This is a genomic window from Pantoea sp. GW821-FHT03E06 (assembly GCF_059420725.1).
The window spans coordinates 2,975,440-2,991,807 of record NZ_JBWKUG010000001.1 but is presented as its reverse complement, the minus strand read 5'-3'; the positions used below and the strand labels follow the sequence as shown (position 1 = coordinate 2,991,807).

Sequence of the window (16,368 nt, the reverse complement as noted above, 5' to 3'; positions counted from 1 at the left end):
CAGTATCAAATTTTGTAGGGTCGCCATGCATGGCGATCTCATGCTCATTGTTAACTCAGCCGGTGCGCTGGACGCGGCGGAAAACGCAGCGTGACGCGCGTACCTTGCGTCTGCGGGGTGATCGATAGCGTACCGGAAAGCCGTGCGGCGCGTTCTGCCATGATGGTCAGGCCGTAATGTCCCGGCGGCTCTTCAAGGCCAGGAATGCCGCAGCCATCGTCATCAATAGTCAGCAGGTGGTCCTCATCAGCGACACGCTGGTAGCGAATATGAATATTCTGCGCCTGTGCGTGGCGAATAGCATTCAGCAGCGCTTCGCGTGCAATCTGCAGCACATGCACCTGCTGCTGGGCATCGAGCATTTGCAGACCGGGTTGATAATCGAACTCGATTACCGCCTGCGACTGCTCTTGCAGCGGTGCGATCATCGCCTGCATCGCCTGAACCAAATCCGCTTGTTCAATAGTCAGACGGAAGGTGGTGAGCAGCTCGCGCAGTTGCTGATAAGCTTCTGACAACGCGCGATCAAAATCGGCAATAATCGCCTGCGCCTGGGGCTGAGTGTCATCAACATTACGTCGCAGCAACGCCAGCTGGATGCGCAGGAAGGAGAGCGATTGGGCCAGCGAGTCGTGTAATTCGCGCGCGATGGTGGCGCGTTCTTCTATTAATAGCATCTGTTGATACTGTTTTTGCGTCTGCCAGATCCACAGCGCACGAGCCAGCATATTCGCCAGGCTCTGCATTAACTCGTCGGCCGGGGGGGCGCGGCGAGTTTGCCAGCGCAACTCACCTAAGGTCTGATCTTCCTGCATTAAGGCGAGACGCTGCCAGCTGAGGTCGTCCGCCGCCACACCCGCCTGAAACTCAATACCTTCGCTGGTAATTTGCAGCACCGTCAGCGCTTCACGGCGCTGCACCAGCCGTAGCAACCCCTGAAACAGTTCTGGATTGGGTGGGCTACTGGTGAGGATTTGTGAGCTTTCATATAACAGTGACAGCGTGCGGTTGGCCTGAGTGAGATCTTCGGTTTTCTCCCGCACCGCGCACTCCAGCAGGCGATAGTGGGAATGCAGGCGTTCCGCCATGGTAGTAAATGCCTGCGCCAGTACGCCAAGTTCATTTGGCTGTTCCACCGGCAGGGCGGGAAAGGTGAAATTCGCCTGCTCGACAGAGTGGCTGGCGGTCACTAGCGTATTGAGAGGACGCACCACATTGCGGCGAATAAAACGAATCGTCCATAGCGCCAGCGCGACAATAGCTAAAAAGCCAAACAAACTACTGGCCGCCACCAGGTGCATTTTCAGTTCGGCGTAATGCTGCACCGCCAGCACAAAACGGTCGATTTCGCTGACATAGCCAGCGACATGCTGCTGATAAACTTGTGCACGTTCAGGCTGCAGCGTTTGTTGCAACATCGGCCAGCTATCCCGCAGATAACGATAGCGACTGCTGACTTCCAGCGGTACCCACGGGCGTTCCAGATGTTGTAATGCCGGGGATTCCAGCGTTTGCTGGTAGAGCGCCATGTGATGTGCCAATTGTTGCGGATCGCGCGCGCTATCCCATGCGAGACGATAAATCTGCATACGCAGCGAACCGGCAACATTTACGGCTTCAGCATCGCGCAGGCTGCTGGAGAGCGTCATCAGCGCCAGTCCGGAGGTCAACAGCGACAGCAGCACAATCATGCCCAATGCGCGGGCAATAGTGCGAGTAACGGGACGTTTCACAATCACAATAATAACCCTTTTCAGAGCGGGGGATTATAGGGCAGCAGCGCAGTGACGGCGAGGTTGATTTCGACACATCAGGTTACTTTTAGCAGAGAAAACCATTTCTCTTTACCTTTCCCTGGATAATCCGCGCTTAGCTGGCGAATTATTAAACGCCTTTACCCCATGCTCAACCTGGTTTTCATTCCCTGCGTGATAATGAGTTTCGTAACGCTTAACCAATGGAAGACAACCGGAGCATCTCATGAAGACACGTTATGCCATTCTGACCGCCGCACTGCTGGCCACCGCCAGTTTCTCGACGCTGGCGGCTGAGCCGTTAAGTGCCGCGCAAGCGCAAAACCTGCAAAGCGCAGGCACCGTTTCTATAAGCGGTGTGCGCGGTTCGCTGGATGATGCAACGCGCCATCTGTCGCAAAAAGCGCAAGAGCAGGGTGCCAGCAGCTATCGCGTTATTGGCCTGCAAACCCCAGGTGATTCAAGCCTGTGGAGCGGTACCGCAGAGATTTACCGTTAATTCCCTCTAGTAGTTATCCCTGTAGCCATCCCTTTACCGGTCAGCCCTCTGGCCGGTTTTTTTGTGCACCGCGACGGATTATTACAATTCAACTCGTGCAGCCTGGCGGTATTTTTTGCTTCGTTCTTGCAGAACGGGTAGGATTCATCGCCGTAAATTCCCGCCCCGCCACGTGACATCGTTCCGCCGCTGTGGCACCGGGTTTTACCCCATTTCGCACCGCCATACGCAATCGTTTGGTTAGGCGGTGATTGATGGTCAGGACAAACAGGATAGCTATGAAATCAATTAAAAAAACCGCAGCCGAACAACGCGCTGCGAAAAGACGCTGGCTCAACTCCCACGACAGCGGTTACCACAAAGCAATGGGTAACCGTCAGGTACAGATGATCGCCATCGGCGGTGCCATCGGTACCGGTCTGTTCCTCGGTGCTGGCGCGCGCCTGCAAATGGCTGGTCCAGCACTGGCATTGGTTTATCTGGTGTGCGGTATCTTCTCCTTCTTTATCCTCCGTGCGTTGGGCGAGTTGGTATTGCATCGTCCTTCCAGCGGCAGTTTTGTCTCTTATGCGCGTGAATTCCTTGGGGAAAAAGCGTCTTACGTGGCAGGCTGGATGTACTTCGTAAACTGGGCAATGACCGGTATCGTCGATATCACCGCGGTCGCGCTGTATATGCACTATTGGGGCGCGTTTGGCGATGTGCCGCAGTGGGTATTTGCCCTTGGCGCATTGGCGATTGTCGGTACCATGAACATGATCGGCGTGAAGTGGTTTGCCGAGATGGAGTTCTGGTTTGCTCTGGTGAAAGTGCTGGCGATCGTCATTTTCCTGGTGGTCGGCGTGGTGTTCCTTGGCAGTGGAAAACCGCTGGATGGCAACACCACCGGTTTCCATTTGATCACCGATAACGGCGGCTTCTTCCCGCACGGCTTGCTGCCTGCGCTGGTGCTGGTGCAGGGCGTGGTATTCGCTTTCGCCTCAATTGAGCTGGTGGGGACCGCGGCGGGAGAGTGTAAAGACCCGAAAACCATGCTGCCGAAAGCCATCAACAGCGTGATCTGGCGTATCGGCCTGTTCTACGTCGGTTCAGTCGTGCTGCTGGTGCTGCTGCTGCCGTGGAATGCCTACCAGGCGGGGCAAAGTCCGTTTGTAACGTTCTTCTCCAAGCTGGGTGTGCCTTATATCGGAAGCGTGATGAACATTGTGGTGCTGAGCGCCGCACTGTCGAGCCTGAACTCGGGCCTCTATTCCACCGGACGTATTCTGCGCTCCATGTCGATGGGCGGTTCTGCGCCACAGTTTATGTCGAAGATGAGTAAGCAGCAGGTACCGTTCGCCGGCATCCTGGTGACCATCGCCGTCTACGTCATCGGCGTGGTGCTGAACTATTACGTCCCTTCACAGGTATTTGAAATCGTTCTGAACGTGGCATCACTCGGCATCATCTCGTCGTGGGGCTTCATCGTGGTGTGCCAGATGCGTCTGCGCAAAGCGATTAAAGAGGGCAAAGCGGAGGACGTCAGCTTCAAGCTGCCCTGGGCGCCGTTCACCTCGTGGCTGACGCTGCTGTTTCTTGTGAGCGTATTAGTGCTGATGGCGTTCGATTATCCCAACGGCACGTACACCATTGCCTCGATTCCACTGATTGCCGTGGTGCTGATCCTTGGCTGGTTTGGCGTGCGTAAACGCGTCAATGCCGAAGCCATGAAAGAGCATGAACATCATGCTGACGATCAGGATGATGCAACGCATAAGCTGGCGGACGATAACGCGCGTTAACGTTAGCGATTCTCATCTCCGGGGGCCTTTTGGCCCCCGTTTTTATTTCAATTCCTCTTCACTTGATCCGACGTCGGGATTTACACCTTTCGGGTGATATAGCCCTCATTAATGTCAGGCTATTTTACGCACCATCTCTTTCTCCCCGTTTAAGGTGAACCGATGGCGTTGTCGCGACGCGAACTTTTTACCGGGCAGCGCGTAGCGCCTGCTGACGGCATCCCTTTACCCTGGTGGCGGGGAGAGCGCGGTTGTGATGGCTGTGGCAAATGCGTTACGGCCTGCGAAACGCAGATCGTCCGGCTTAGCCGCGGAGAAATACCCCAGCTCGATTTTCGACAGGGCGAATGTACTTTTTGCGGCGCCTGCGCCGAAGCCTGCCCACAGCCGCTGTTCCATGCCCGTGAAACGGAGCCCTTTTCACAGCGCATTCGCATTGATAACCGCTGCATCACTTTTCTTGGCGTCAACTGCCGCAGTTGCCAGGAGAGCTGCGAACAGCAAGCGATTCGTTTCCACCTGATGCCCAACGGTGTCGCACAGCCTGAAACCCTGCCGCAGCATTGCACCGGCTGTGGCGCCTGCATTGCGCCTTGCCCGGTTTCAGCCACAGGATTACACCATGAACCATGAAAAAAGTTGGCACGTCTGCGGCCTGGTAATTCAGGCGCGGCCTGCGTCCATACCTGCCGTAAAAGACGCGCTGCTGGCGTTTGCCGATAGCGACATTGCCGCTGAAGATGCGGCTCGCGGCACGCTGGCTGTCACGCTGGGCGCAGCGGATAGCGCCGCCCTGCTACGCAATATTGAAGAGAGCCGCAACATTCCTGATGTGTTGGCGGTATCGCTGGTTTATCACCAGCAAGACGAAATTGAAGAACCTTGTAAGGAAGCATCATGAGCATAAGTCGTCGTGATTTTATGAAGGCCAATGCTGCGGCTGCAGCTGCAACGGCTGCAGGACTCACTATTCCCACCGTCACTAAAGCCGCGACCTCGCTGGTATCGCCGATTCGCTGGGAAAAAGCACCGTGCCGCTTCTGCGGTACCGGCTGTGGCGTGCTGGTTGGCACCCAGGATGGCCGTGTGGTGGCCTCACAGGGCGACCCGCAGGCAGAAGTGAATCGTGGATTAAACTGCATCAAAGGCTATTTTCTGCCGAAGATCATGTACGGAAAAGATCGTCTGACTCAGCCGCTACTGCGCATGACCGACGGTAAATTTGCTAAAGACGGCGAATTCACCCCTGTGAGCTGGGATCAAGCCTTCGATATTATGGAAGAGAAGTTCAAAGCGGCGCTGAAAGCCAACGGGCCAGATTCGGTCGGCATGTTCGGGTCTGGCCAGTGGACGGTATGGGAAGGCTATGCGGCGTCCAAGCTGATGAAAGCCGGTTTCCGCACCAACAACCTCGATCCGAATGCGCGTCACTGCATGGCGTCGGCGGTGGTGGGTTTTATGCGCACCTTCGGCATGGACGAGCCGATGGGGTGCTATGACGACATTGAGCAGGCCGATGCTTTCGTGCTGTGGGGCTCCAACATGGCGGAGATGCACCCGATTCTCTGGTCGCGCATCACCGCACGCCGTCTCAGCAGTGACAATGTCAAAGTCGCGGTCTTGTCGACATATCGTCATCGCAGCTTCGAGCTGGCTGATAACGGTATGGTATTCACGCCGCAGAGCGATCTGGCGATCCTCAACTTCATTGCCAACTACATTATTCAGAACAACAAGGTCGATAAGACCTTCCTGCAGAATCACGTCACGCTGCGTAAAGGCGTCACCGATATCGGTTACGGTTTACGTCCAACCGATCCGCGTCAGGCCTCGGCGAAAAATCCCGACAGCGGCGAATCGACGCCGATGAGCTTTGATGAGTTTGCCAAATTCGTCTCGGAGTATGCGGTAGAAAAAGCCAGTGCCATGAGCGGCGTTGAGCAGGATCAGCTGATCGCGCTGGCTGAGCTGTACGCCGATCCGAAAGTTAACGTGGTGTCGTACTGGACCATGGGCTTCAACCAGCATACGCGCGGCGTGTGGGCGAACAACCTGTGTTACAACCTGCACTTGCTAACCGGCAAAATCTCGCGTCCGGGCACCGGTCCATTCTCGCTCACCGGTCAGCCGTCGGCGTGCGGTACGGCACGTGAGGTGGGCACCTTCTCACACCGTTTACCGGCTGACATGGTGGTCAACAATGACAAACACCGCGCCACGGCAGAGAAATTGTGGAAGCTGCCGCAGGGCACCGTACCGGCCAAAATCGGTTTGCATGCGGTAGCGCAGGATCGCGCGCTAAAAGATGGCAAGCTCAACGCTTATTGGGTGATGTGTAACAATAATATGCAGGCCGGGCCAAACCTGACGCAGGAGCGTATGCCAGGCTGGCGTGATGAGCGCAACTTTATCGTGGTCTCCGATCCTTATCCAACCGTGAGCGCGCTGTCAGCCGATCTGATTCTGCCAACCGCCATGTGGGTGGAGAAAGAGGGCGCCTACGGCAACGCCGAGCGTCGTACGCAATTCTGGCATCAGCAGGTGAAAGCGCCGGGCGAGGCGAAATCCGACCTATGGCAGCTGGTGAATTTCTCCAAACGTTTCAAGGTTGCTGAAGTCTGGCCGCAAGCGCTGATCGCGCAGAATCCAGAACTGCATGATAAAACGCTGTTTGACGTGCTGTACGCCAACGGCCAAGTCAATCAGTTCCCGCTGAGCGAAGTGGCGGATGACCAGCTGAATGATGAAGCGCGCGAGTTCGGTTTCTATATCCAGAAAGGTTTGTTCGAAGAGTATGCCAGCTTTGGTCGCGGCCACGGCCACGATCTCGCGCCGTTCGATGCTTACCATCAGGCGCGCGGTCTGCGCTGGCCGGTAGTGGATGGCAAAGAGACGCGCTGGCGCTATCGCGAAGGCTATGACAGCTATGTTAAAGCTGGCGAAGGCGTGCGTTTCTACGGTAAGCCGGATGGCAAAGCGACCATTTTCGCTCTGCCATATGAAGCCCCGGCGGAATCACCGGACGATGAGTACGATCTGTGGTTCTGTACCGGTCGCGTGTTGGAGCATTGGCACACCGGCACCATGACGCGCCGCGTGCCGGAGCTGCATCGTGCGGTGCCGCAGGCGTTGCTTTACATGCATCCGCTGGATGCTAAAGACCGCGATTTCCGTCGCGGTGAAAAAGTGCGCGTAATGTCACGTCGTGGTGAAACCCTTGCTACCGTCGAGACGCGTGGTCGTAATCAGCCGCCAAAAGGACTGGTGTTTATGCCGTTCTTCGATGCCGGCGTACTGGCAAATAACGTCACGCTGGACGCTACCGATCCGCTGTCGAAGCAGACCGATTACAAAAAATGCGCCGTCAAGCTGGTTAAAATTTAAGGCAGGATGCAATGAAACCCTTAATCACATTCGTTACGTTGGCCGCCCTGATGCTGGGCGGCACGGTTTACGCTAATAACGGCGTCGATCTTAATCAGTCACCGGAAGTGACGGCCACGCAGCAGGGCACCATTCATCAGCCCAAAGAGCAGAGCCGTAAACCCCTCAACTACGTGAACCAGCCGCCGGTGATCCCGCATAGCGTGGATGGCTATCAGGTGACGAAAAACGTTAACCGCTGCCTGCAGTGCCACGGTACGCAGAGCTATCTCACCACCGGTGCGCCGCGCGTCAGTCCTACGCACTTCACCGATCGCGATGGCCAGGTCAGCAGCACCGTCTCGCCGCGTCGCTATTTCTGCCTGCAGTGTCACGTGCCGCAAACCGATGCCAAACCGGTGGTAGAAAACACCTTCAAACCGGCTGACGGCTTCGGTAAGTGAGGAATAAATGAAAGAGAAACTTCTGCGCATTTGGCGCTGGTGGCGACGTCCCAGCCGTCTGGCGCTGGGCACGCTGCTGATTGCGGGTTTTGCCGGCGGGATTATTTTCTGGGGCGGTTTCAATACCGCAATGGAGATGACCAACCGCGAGCAGTTCTGTATTGGCTGCCATGAAATGCGCAACAACGTCTATCAGGAATATATGCAGACGGTGCACTACAACAACCGCAGCGGCGTGCGTGCCACCTGTCCAGATTGCCACGTGCCGCACGAATGGGGCCCGAAAATGCTGCGTAAGCTGCAGGCGAGTAAAGAGGTGTATGCCAAGATTTTCGGCCTGATTGATACGCCGAAGAAGTTCGAGGAGCACCGTATTGAGCTGGCACGCAATGAGTGGCGCAGGATGCAAAACAATAATTCGCAGGAGTGTCGAAACTGTCACAACTTCGATTATATGGATTTCACCGCGCAGAAAACCGTGGCGGCGAAGATGCACAGCAAGGCCATTGAAGAGGGAAAAACCTGTATCGATTGCCACAAAGGCATTGCGCACCATTTGCCGGATATGAAAGAGCAACCAAACGGTTTTTGATAGGTAAACCGTGCAGGCCTAAAACGTAGGGTCGCCATTTATGGCGACCTGGTTTTTATCAAACGTCCCAACTTCACAATTCAGATAGTTTTCCCCGCCGCTTCGGCCTATTATCTCAGGCTCCCTCAAATGAGCAGTGGAGCGGCTATGTCGTTAAAGATCAACATCATCAAAGATAAGTTGCTATCAGAAAACTGGTTTGTGCTGCGCAACTACACCTACGAACTCACCCGCAACAATGGCGAAGTCGTACGCCATAAACGCGAAGTTTACGACCGCGGTAATGGTGCGACCATCCTGCTGTATAACACTGAAAAGAATAGCGTTCTGCTGGTTCGTCAGTTCCGCATCGCCACCTATGTCAATGGCAATACCAGCGGCGAGCTGATTGAAACCTGTGCAGGATTACTGGATGACGATTCGCCGGAAGATTGCATTCGTAAAGAAGCGATTGAAGAGACCGGCTACCAGGTGGGGAAAGTAGAGAAGATTTTCGAAGCCTATATGTCACCGGGCGGCGTAACGGAACTGATTCACTTCTTTGCGGCAGAATATACCGATGCGCAGCGCGCCACGACAGGCGGCGGCGTTGAGGATGAGGAGATTACCGTGCTGGAGCTGAGTTTCCCGGAAGCGTTGATGATGGTGAAAGATGGCCGCATCCGCGACGGTAAAGCCATTATGCTGCTGCAGCACGCGCAGATCGCCGGTTGGTTGCAGGCGTAAATTTCGGCCAGGTCGCCATGAATGGCGACCTTACAGCGTGCGCGTTTTAATCGTAGGGTCGCCATTCATGGCGACCCGGTCATTCACCGCACGACATCAAACACACTCTCCCAACGTTTCCGGGACACATTCCGGATACGCCTGCAATCTTGCCAGCGCTTCGGCATACGAAGGCATCGAGTGCGCTGCACCAGAACGCTCCACGCACAGTGAAGCATAGGCCGCGGCAAACAGCGCCGCCTGTGTCAGTTCGTCACCGGAAGCCAGACGGGCCGCTAATGCACCATTAAACGCATCGCCCGCGCCGGTGGTATCCAGCGGCTGCGCCGGGAACAGGGGAATGCGCAGCGGTGCTTGGCCTGCAACCGACAGCAAGGCGCCAGAGGTTCCCAGCGTGATGATCACCTGACGCGCGCCTTTGCGGTGCAGCACCTCTGCCGCGCGCTGCGCGCTGGCGAAGTCGGTCACTTTCACGCCGCTGAGCTGCATCGCTTCGGTGCTGTTCGGCGTTAGCAGATCCACTTTCGCCAGCAGCGCATCACTCACTTTCTGCCACGGTGCCGGATTCATAATCACAAAAGTGCCGCCAGCACGAGCGTTATCGATCATGCGCTGAATGGCGCTGAGGTTGTTCTCCAGCTGCACCAGCAAAATATCCGCGGCGGCAACGGTGGGCTGACAGCGCGTCACTTCGGCGGCGGTGACGGTAGTGTTGGCGCCAGGATAGACCGAAATCATGTTCTCAGCATCGTCACCCGCAACGTAAATCAGCGCGTTGCCGGTGGGTTTCTCTTTGCAGGTAAACAAGGTGATCGCATCGAAGCCGGTTTTTTCCAGATGGCGGCGGGCAAACATGCCGAAGTCGTCATTGCCAATTTTACCGATGTAGTGCACGCGAGCCCCGGCACGCAATGCGGCCGTGGCTTGGTTCGCGCCTTTGCCGCCTGGCCCCATCATGCTGTTATGGGCGGTGAGCGATTCGCCGGGCATCGGGAAGCGGTTCATCACCGCCACCACATCGAGGTTAAACGAGCCAAACACACACACTTTTCCTTTCATCATGCACTCCTGAACAGACGTTCTGCAGCTAAACAGGCCCCGCGGCAACCGGTGTGGTCGGTGGATTGGCTAAACACGATCTTCAGGCCATCGCGTGTGGCGGGCGGTCGTAAATGCTGCTGAATCTGGCTACGCAATTGCGCCAGCGGGAAGTCAGCCATTGCCAACACACCGCCGCCAAGAATCAGGTATTCCGGATCGAGAATGTTCATCTCAGTAGCAATGAGCTGCGCCAGCCGCTGCACAAAAGCCTGCAATTCCGGATGGTCGCGGTGCTGGCTAAACAGCGCCGACATGCCGGTTTCTGGCACGTTAGCGGCCGCCCAGCGGTTCAGCCAGTGGCCTGAGGTGACCGTTTCTGCGCAGCCGTGATTGCCACACGGGCAGGGCAGATCGTTACCGGCAATCGGCACATGGCCAAGTTCGCCGGCGCCACCGTGTTGACCGTGATAAAACTGGCCGTTGATCCACAAACTGTTGCCCATGCCAGTTCCAGGATACAAGCCCACGGCGTTGTCTGGGATTTGCTCCAGCTGCAGCAAATCCCACATCATCAGATGGTTAACATCTTTATCCATCGCCACCGGCACGCCAAGGCGCGCGGCGAGCATGGCAGCAACGGGCTGACGATCCAGAGCCTGAATAAACGGCAGCGAAATCACCTGCTGACGATCGCGACTGAGAATGCCGGGTAAACCGAGCATCACGCCGCTGACCGGCTGCTGCTCTAAGGTTTCACTGATTAACTGACCCAATGCGGTTAACGCATCGGGCTGCTGCGCCCAGCTGGCCGTCGGCACCTTGCGGAAGCTCGACCATATGCGACCTTCTTCCATCAGTTGCAGACGTGTGCCGGTGCCGCCAATGTCGATACCGAGCCAGCGTTGTATCATGCCGACACCTGCGCCAATCCCTGAGCCTCATCAATGCTTTCGCGCATCATATTCCAGGCGGTTTCCAAATCGTCGTGAATATTGAACAGGCCAGACGTCCCGACAATCAGCACTTCGGCGCCCGCGCCGACCAGCGTGTGGTAGGTGCGGGTGTTGCAGGAACCGTCAATTTCAATCAGGTATTTATAGCCGTTGGCCTGCTTCAGCGCTTTCAGCTCCTGTACCTTCTGCACCATTTCCGGAATAAACGGCTGTCCGGCATAGCCAGGATCGACCGTCATCACGGTGATCTTGTCGACCAGATGAATGTAGTGATGGATAAACGAGACCGGCGTAGCCGGGTTTAGCACCACGCCGACTTTCTTGCCGAAGCTGCGGATCAGATTGATCACGCGGAACGCATCGCGGTTGATGGTTTCGGCGTGCGGGCAGATGTAATCGGCGCCCGCTTTGGCAATCACTTCGATGAAATCGGTGGGCTGCTCGACCATCAAATGGACATCCAGCGCCACCTTGGTGAACGGGCGGATCTGCTCAATAAAGAACGGCGACAGCGTGATATTTTTCACGTAGTGGCCATCCATAATATCGATATGAAGAAAGTCTGCGCGGGAGTCCAGCACGGCGAGCTGGTGCTTGATCTCCATCAGATTCATACACATCAACGACGGGGAGACTTGAATACGCATCATACTTCCTTTTTTTCGGTCAAAGGGTTAAGTGCCGCGGCCAGCTTGCTGAGTCTGACGGCACGATGTTCGTTAAAACGGGTTTTAAAGTGTTTGAAGGCCAGCACCACAATCAGCACCGCGCCCCACATCGCCAGGCTGACGTGCTGGCTGATATTCATCAGATTGAAACCGGTGGAGAGCACTTGCAGCGCGATCAGCGCCAGCACCACGCCGGTGACGCGGCCAAAACCGCCGTTGGGATCGGTGCCGCCAAGGATGATTGCCAGCACTGTGAGCAGCAGGTAAGCGTCGCCGTAGCCCATACGCGCCGAGTTAAAGCGCGCCATCATGATCAATCCGGCTAACACGCACAGCAGGCTGGAAATGACGTACACCAGAATCACCATACGATGGGTATTAATGCCGCTGAACCAGGTGGCGTTGATGTTGCTGCCGCCCATGTAGATGCATTTACCGGCGCGGGTTTTGCCGAGGAACAGCGCCAGCAGCGCGGCGGCAATCAGGAATACCCACAGCGGTAGCGGCACGCCGAGCAGCGTATTGGAACCCAGCGCCTGCACCACCGAAGGCATTCCACTGACGGCCGCCCCTTTGGTCAGCCAGATGCCGATACCGTTCAGCGTCATCATCGTGGCCAGCGTCACCAGAATCGGATGTGCGCCGATACGCGTCACCATCACACCGGTTATCACGCCGATCACCGCCGCAATCAGCATTGCGCCGATGATCGCAATCACCAGCCACAGTAGCTGCATGCCGGTACCCGCATCGGCGGGCAGGGCGCTCATCAGCGTCCAGGCGATAAACAGCGCCGTCAGGTTGGCGGTGGCGATGATCGCCAGATTAAGCCCGCCGCTGAGAATGGCGATAAACATTGCCAGCGTTAGCAGGCCGAGTTCAGGCAGCTGGAACGCCATACTCATAAAGGTTGAATCGGTGAGAAAGCGCCCCGGCAACATCACGGTGAACAGCGCCAGCGCCAGTGCAATCAGCAGCATCAGGCCGATATTGGTGCCGTCCGGACGCAGAGCAGAGAGTGATTTCATATTTTGCCCCTTCGGTCAGACGAAACTGACGTCAGTTTCTTTACGTTTTTTGTAGTGAGTCACGGCGATAGCCACCATGATCACGCCGCCTACCACGATGTTCATGAAGTAGTTGGAGACGCCAATCAGATTCAGGCCGTTCTTCAGGATGGCGATAAGAAAGACGCCCATCAGCGTGCCGCTGACCGTACCTTTGCCGCCCATCAGGCTGGCACCGCCTAGAACGGTGGCGGCCAGCACATCTAGCTCGCCGCCGACCAGCGCGTTCGGCACCACTTCACCCATGCGATAGACCTGCACTAATCCGCCAATCGCCGCCATCGCACCGAGCCAGCCGTAGGCGAAAATATGAATCAGGCCCACGCGAATCCCGATACGCCTTGCCGATTCCGCATCGCCGCCGACTGCATACAGCTGGCGACCAAGATTGGTCTTGTTCAGCAGCAGTGCGGTCAATCCGGCAATCACCAGCATGGTCACCAGCGGTAGGCCAACCTGAAAACTGTTGCCCTGCCACGTGAACGGCAGCACGCTGCGCAGGGTGATCCACCAATCCGGCAGCGAGTAGAGGCTTTTGCCGCCGGTCGCCCACATTAGCAGTCCAAACAGCAGCGATTGCATGCTGATGGTGATGATGATCGACACCACGCGCAGCGTGGTAATCAGCAGGGCGTTGATGACGCCAAACAGCGTGCCGCATACCACCGCCAGCACGATGCTGAGCACGGCGTTATCAAACTGGAACTGCACAAACAGCGAGGCGATCAGGTATTGCACTACCGACGCCACCGCCGCGAAGGAGATATCGATGCCGCCGGTCACCAGCACCACAAACAGGCCGAGCGCGAAAATACCTGTCACGGCATAACTTTCCGCCAAATCCAGCAGGTTTTGCACCGTCAGGAACTGGTCGCTGGCCATCGAGAAGAACAGGATGAAAGCCAGCAGCACCCAGGCGAGCCAGCCCTGGCTGGAGTGCGGGCGTAAACGAGAAAAATCAGGCATTGATCACCTCCGCCAGCTGGTGTTGCTCAACGGTATCGGGTTGGTATTCGGCATGTACGGTGCCATCACGGAAGTGCAGGATGCGGTCGCAGTTGTACCAAACCTCGGGCACTTCGTCGGAAATCAGAATGATCGAAAGACCTTCCTTCGCCAGCGCATGAATCAGCTGATAGATGCTGGCTTTGGCGCCGACATCCACGCCCACGGTCGGCGAATCGAGAATCAAAATGCGCGGCTGGGTCAGCACCCATTTCGCCAGCACAATTTTTTGCTGGTTGCCGCCGGAAAGCGTGGAGATCGCCAGATTGGGATCGGCAACGCGCACGCCGAGCTGCTGAATCCACTGCAAAATCAGCTTGTTCTTGCGGTATTCATCAATGATGTGAAAACGGTTCTGCAGCTTGTCGAGGATCGGCAGCACCATGTTGTCGGCCACCGATTGCTGCTGTACCAAACCGAGGGTGAGACGATCTTCGGAGACGTAACCGATCCCGGCTTTGATCGCATCTTCATGGCCACGGAAGCGCACCGGTTTACTGTCGAGCCAGATTTTGCCGCTGTCCGGTTTGGTCATGCCAAACAGTGACAATGCCAGTTCGGTGCGGCCGGAGCCGAGCAGGCCGCACAGGCCGAGCACTTCGCCCTGATAGAGTTTGAAATTAACGTCGTGATACTGGCCCGCGCGCGTCAGTTTCTCGACTTCGAGAAGCAGGCGATCGTCATTGCGGGTCGGCGTTTTTAGCTGATAGTCCAGCTTCAGGCCGGTCATCAGTTCGGTGAGATGGTGCGGCGTCATCTCTTTGGCGGGCCAGCAGCCCATTTTGCGCCCGTCGCGGATGACCGTGACGCGGTCAGAGATCTCCAGTACTTCATCCAGGCGATGGCTGACAAACACCACGCAGATGTTTTTATCCTTCAGATAACGCACGGTGCGCAGCAGCTGATTCACTTCGGTACGCGTTAATGATGCCGTTGGCTCGTCCATAATCACCAGCCGCGCATCTGCCACCAGCGCCCGGCAAATCGCCACCTGCTGGCGCTGCGCAATCGATAGCGACGACACTTTCTCGTCGAGATCGAGTTCGAACTTCAGTTCATCAATGATGCGCTGCGCGGTGGTACGCAGTTTGGCTTTGCGATGCCAGCCGAGCAGGCTATTCAGGTTATGCTCGAAGGCGATGTTCTCCGCCACGCTGAGATTGGGGAACAGCGACAGATCCTGGTAAATCACCTGGATGCCGAAGTCACGCGCCTGACGGGTGGTCAGACGCGGAAAGGTTTGCCCATCACCAAGGGCAATGCGGCTGCCGCTATCCGGGGCATGCACCCCGGAGATGACTTTGATTAAGGTGCTCTTGCCACAGCCGTTGGTGCCAGCGAGACAGTGCACTTCGCCAGCCAGCAAGGTCAGCGAGATATCGCTCAGTGCGCGGTTACCACCAAAGGTTTTCGACAGGTTATCGAGCGCAATCAGCGTCTGTGGGATCACCTCATTCATCATTACAGCCCCATTTTCACCAGTTTTGGCAGATTCTCTTTGTCCAGGCTTTCGGTGTTGTTGCCGAGGATGGTGTGGGTCGCCTCGTCAACTTTCACTTTGCCTAAACCCTCAATGGTCATTCCGTCGGTGATGGGCTCTTTCTTCTGCATCATGTCAGCGATACGCACAAACACTTCGCCAGCGGTCTGTGGGTTCCAGATGTAGCCGCCTTTGATGGCACCGCGCTGCACCAGCGATGCGCCCTGGCCAGGGCTGAAGGCACCGATCACGCATACCTGGTCAATCTTGTTGCGGTTCATCACCGCACGGCCGGCACCAATTGGACCTTGTGAACCGAAGGCCATAATGCCCTTCAGATCCGGGTACTTAGACATCAATTCGTTGGTGGTGCGAATGGAGTCGTCCAGCGATTCGCCGACGCCAAATTTGTCGGTAACCATCTGCATTTTTGGATAATGCGCTTTCTGGTAATTCAGTGCGGCATCGGTCCACTGTTGATGCAGCGGCACCGTCAGGCTGCCGACATACATGGCGTATTTGCCTTCCTCGTGCATGCATTGCGCTAGCGCTTTCATGTGATTGATGCCGTGCGTTGACGCATCCACCAGTTCGAAATCCCAGTTCGCGCCTTTCTGATCCGGTGATTCATGGGTAATCACCTCAATACCGGCATCACGCGCGCGTTTCAGCACCGGCTCCAGCACTTTCGGGTCATTCGGCACCACGCCAATGATGTCGACCTTCTGCGCAATCAAATCTTCAATCGCACGCACCTGCAAAGCCGGATCGGCGGCAGTTGGACCGACCATCCACGCGTCAATGCCACGTTTGGCTGCTTCACTCTTAATGCCCGCTTCCATGGCGTTGAACCACGGAATACCGCCAATTTTCACCACGATGCCCATGCGTAATTTGTCAGCGGCGTGTGCGCCGGTGGCAGCGAACAGGGCGAGTAAGGAACAGGCGATAAGATGTTTTTTCATAAAGACTCCG

Annotated in this window: 16 protein-coding genes; 8 read left to right on the top strand and 8 right to left on the bottom strand. The window is 56.4% G+C overall.

The annotated features are described in order from the left end of the window. Positions 1-50: 50 nt before the first annotated feature. On the bottom strand, positions 51-1,739 hold the full coding sequence (gene narQ / locus AC07WB_RS13985) for a nitrate/nitrite two-component system sensor histidine kinase NarQ (RefSeq protein WP_494940688.1): 1,689 nt from the start codon (positions 1,737-1,739) through the stop codon (positions 51-53). A gap of 241 nt (positions 1,740-1,980) precedes the next feature. Between narQ and AC07WB_RS13980 the strand changes: the two genes are divergently transcribed. The 8 genes from AC07WB_RS13980 to nudK all read left to right on the top strand — a co-directional run bounded on the left by AC07WB_RS13980 (position 1,981) and on the right by nudK (position 9,179). Beyond that, positions 1,981-2,253 carry a YdgH/BhsA/McbA-like domain containing protein gene (locus AC07WB_RS13980; RefSeq protein WP_097096477.1) on the top strand — a complete coding sequence of 91 codons (273 nt, stop codon included), beginning with the start codon at positions 1,981-1,983 and terminating at the stop codon, positions 2,251-2,253. Between the two features lie 278 nt (positions 2,254-2,531). Further along, positions 2,532-4,034: an L-asparagine permease gene (ansP, locus tag AC07WB_RS13975; RefSeq protein ID WP_494940687.1), complete on the top strand. Its 1,503-nt coding sequence runs from the start codon at positions 2,532-2,534 to the stop codon at positions 4,032-4,034. A gap of 162 nt (positions 4,035-4,196) precedes the next feature. Continuing rightward, positions 4,197-4,667: a ferredoxin-type protein NapF gene (gene napF, locus AC07WB_RS13970; protein ID WP_345828775.1), complete on the top strand. Its 471-nt coding sequence runs from the start codon at positions 4,197-4,199 to the stop codon at positions 4,665-4,667. Next, complete coding sequence (locus AC07WB_RS13965) at positions 4,657-4,935, top strand: chaperone NapD (protein WP_345828777.1); 279 nt, start codon at positions 4,657-4,659, stop codon at positions 4,933-4,935. Before napF ends, AC07WB_RS13965 begins: the two co-directional genes overlap by 11 nt. Beyond that, positions 4,932-7,418, top strand: a complete 2,487-nt coding sequence (gene napA, locus AC07WB_RS13960) for a nitrate reductase catalytic subunit NapA (protein ID WP_494940686.1) — start codon at positions 4,932-4,934, stop codon at positions 7,416-7,418. Before AC07WB_RS13965 ends, napA begins: the two co-directional genes overlap by 4 nt. An 11-nt stretch (positions 7,419-7,429) precedes the next feature. Then, positions 7,430-7,861: a nitrate reductase cytochrome c-type subunit gene (gene napB / locus AC07WB_RS13955; RefSeq protein WP_097096482.1), complete on the top strand. Its 432-nt coding sequence runs from the start codon at positions 7,430-7,432 to the stop codon at positions 7,859-7,861. A gap of 7 nt (positions 7,862-7,868) precedes the next feature. Further along, positions 7,869-8,453, top strand: a complete 585-nt coding sequence (napC, locus tag AC07WB_RS13950) for a cytochrome c-type protein NapC (protein ID WP_097096483.1) — start codon at positions 7,869-7,871, stop codon at positions 8,451-8,453. Positions 8,454-8,600: 147 nt separating this feature from the next. Next, positions 8,601-9,179: a GDP-mannose pyrophosphatase NudK gene (gene nudK / locus AC07WB_RS13945; protein WP_097096484.1), complete on the top strand. Its 579-nt coding sequence runs from the start codon at positions 8,601-8,603 to the stop codon at positions 9,177-9,179. Between the two features lie 96 nt (positions 9,180-9,275). Here nudK and AC07WB_RS13940 read toward each other — a convergent pair whose 3' ends face one another. Genes AC07WB_RS13940 through AC07WB_RS13910 form a run of 7 tightly spaced genes read right to left on the bottom strand, consistent with a single transcriptional unit; the run spans position 9,276 to position 16,358 of the window. Continuing rightward, positions 9,276-10,238, bottom strand: coding sequence for a ribokinase (locus AC07WB_RS13940; RefSeq protein ID WP_345829859.1), 963 nt, complete (start codon positions 10,236-10,238; stop codon positions 9,276-9,278). Next, positions 10,238-11,131 (bottom strand): allose kinase, encoded by an 894-nt coding sequence (gene alsK / locus AC07WB_RS13935; RefSeq protein WP_494940685.1) that lies wholly within the window; start codon positions 11,129-11,131, stop codon positions 10,238-10,240. Before alsK ends, AC07WB_RS13940 begins: the two co-directional genes overlap by 1 nt. Then, positions 11,128-11,820 (bottom strand): D-allulose 6-phosphate 3-epimerase, encoded by a 693-nt coding sequence (gene alsE, locus AC07WB_RS13930; RefSeq protein ID WP_345828784.1) that lies wholly within the window; start codon positions 11,818-11,820, stop codon positions 11,128-11,130. Before alsE ends, alsK begins: the two co-directional genes overlap by 4 nt. Further along, positions 11,820-12,869, bottom strand: a complete 1,050-nt coding sequence (locus AC07WB_RS13925; RefSeq protein ID WP_097096488.1) for an ABC transporter permease — start codon at positions 12,867-12,869, stop codon at positions 11,820-11,822. Before AC07WB_RS13925 ends, alsE begins: the two co-directional genes overlap by 1 nt. Before the next feature lie 15 nt (positions 12,870-12,884). After that, the gene (locus AC07WB_RS13920) at positions 12,885-13,874 is read right to left on the bottom strand and encodes an ABC transporter permease (protein ID WP_345828786.1); all 990 of its coding nucleotides are present in this window, start codon (positions 13,872-13,874) and stop codon (positions 12,885-12,887) included. Further along, positions 13,867-15,372 carry a sugar ABC transporter ATP-binding protein gene (locus AC07WB_RS13915; RefSeq protein WP_494941074.1) on the bottom strand — a complete coding sequence of 502 codons (1,506 nt, stop codon included), beginning with the start codon at positions 15,370-15,372 and terminating at the stop codon, positions 13,867-13,869. Before AC07WB_RS13915 ends, AC07WB_RS13920 begins: the two co-directional genes overlap by 8 nt. Positions 15,373-15,374: 2 nt before the next feature. Next, a complete protein-coding gene (locus AC07WB_RS13910) occupies positions 15,375-16,358 on the bottom strand; it encodes a substrate-binding domain-containing protein (protein ID WP_097096490.1) in 984 nt (327 codons plus the stop codon). Positions 16,359-16,368 lie beyond the last annotated feature (10 nt).

Excerpts from the sequence above, each read along its gene's own strand:
- AC07WB_RS13980 (WP_097096477.1), top strand. The coding sequence starts at position 1,981 with ATGAAGACACGTTATGCCATTCTGACCGCCGCACTGCTGGCCACCGCC.
- ansP (WP_494940687.1), top strand. The coding sequence starts at position 2,532 with ATGAAATCAATTAAAAAAACCGCAGCCGAACAACGCGCTGCGAAAAGA.
- napF (WP_345828775.1), top strand. The coding sequence starts at position 4,197 with ATGGCGTTGTCGCGACGCGAACTTTTTACCGGGCAGCGCGTAGCGCCT.
- AC07WB_RS13965 (WP_345828777.1), top strand. The coding sequence starts at position 4,657 with ATGAACCATGAAAAAAGTTGGCACGTCTGCGGCCTGGTAATTCAGGCG.
- napA (WP_494940686.1), top strand. The coding sequence starts at position 4,932 with ATGAGCATAAGTCGTCGTGATTTTATGAAGGCCAATGCTGCGGCTGCA.
- napB (WP_097096482.1), top strand. The coding sequence starts at position 7,430 with ATGAAACCCTTAATCACATTCGTTACGTTGGCCGCCCTGATGCTGGGC.
- napC (WP_097096483.1), top strand. The coding sequence starts at position 7,869 with ATGAAAGAGAAACTTCTGCGCATTTGGCGCTGGTGGCGACGTCCCAGC.
- nudK (WP_097096484.1), top strand. The coding sequence starts at position 8,601 with ATGTCGTTAAAGATCAACATCATCAAAGATAAGTTGCTATCAGAAAAC.
- AC07WB_RS13940 (WP_345829859.1), bottom strand. The coding sequence starts at position 10,238 with ATGAAAGGAAAAGTGTGTGTGTTTGGCTCGTTTAACCTCGATGTGGTG.
- alsK (WP_494940685.1), bottom strand. The coding sequence starts at position 11,131 with ATGATACAACGCTGGCTCGGTATCGACATTGGCGGCACCGGCACACGT.
- alsE (WP_345828784.1), bottom strand. The coding sequence starts at position 11,820 with ATGCGTATTCAAGTCTCCCCGTCGTTGATGTGTATGAATCTGATGGAG.
- AC07WB_RS13925 (WP_097096488.1), bottom strand. The coding sequence starts at position 12,869 with ATGAAATCACTCTCTGCTCTGCGTCCGGACGGCACCAATATCGGCCTG.
- AC07WB_RS13920 (WP_345828786.1), bottom strand. The coding sequence starts at position 13,874 with ATGCCTGATTTTTCTCGTTTACGCCCGCACTCCAGCCAGGGCTGGCTC.
- AC07WB_RS13915 (WP_494941074.1), bottom strand. The coding sequence starts at position 15,372 with ATGAATGAGGTGATCCCACAGACGCTGATTGCGCTCGATAACCTGTCG.
- AC07WB_RS13910 (WP_097096490.1), bottom strand. The coding sequence starts at position 16,358 with ATGAAAAAACATCTTATCGCCTGTTCCTTACTCGCCCTGTTCGCTGCC.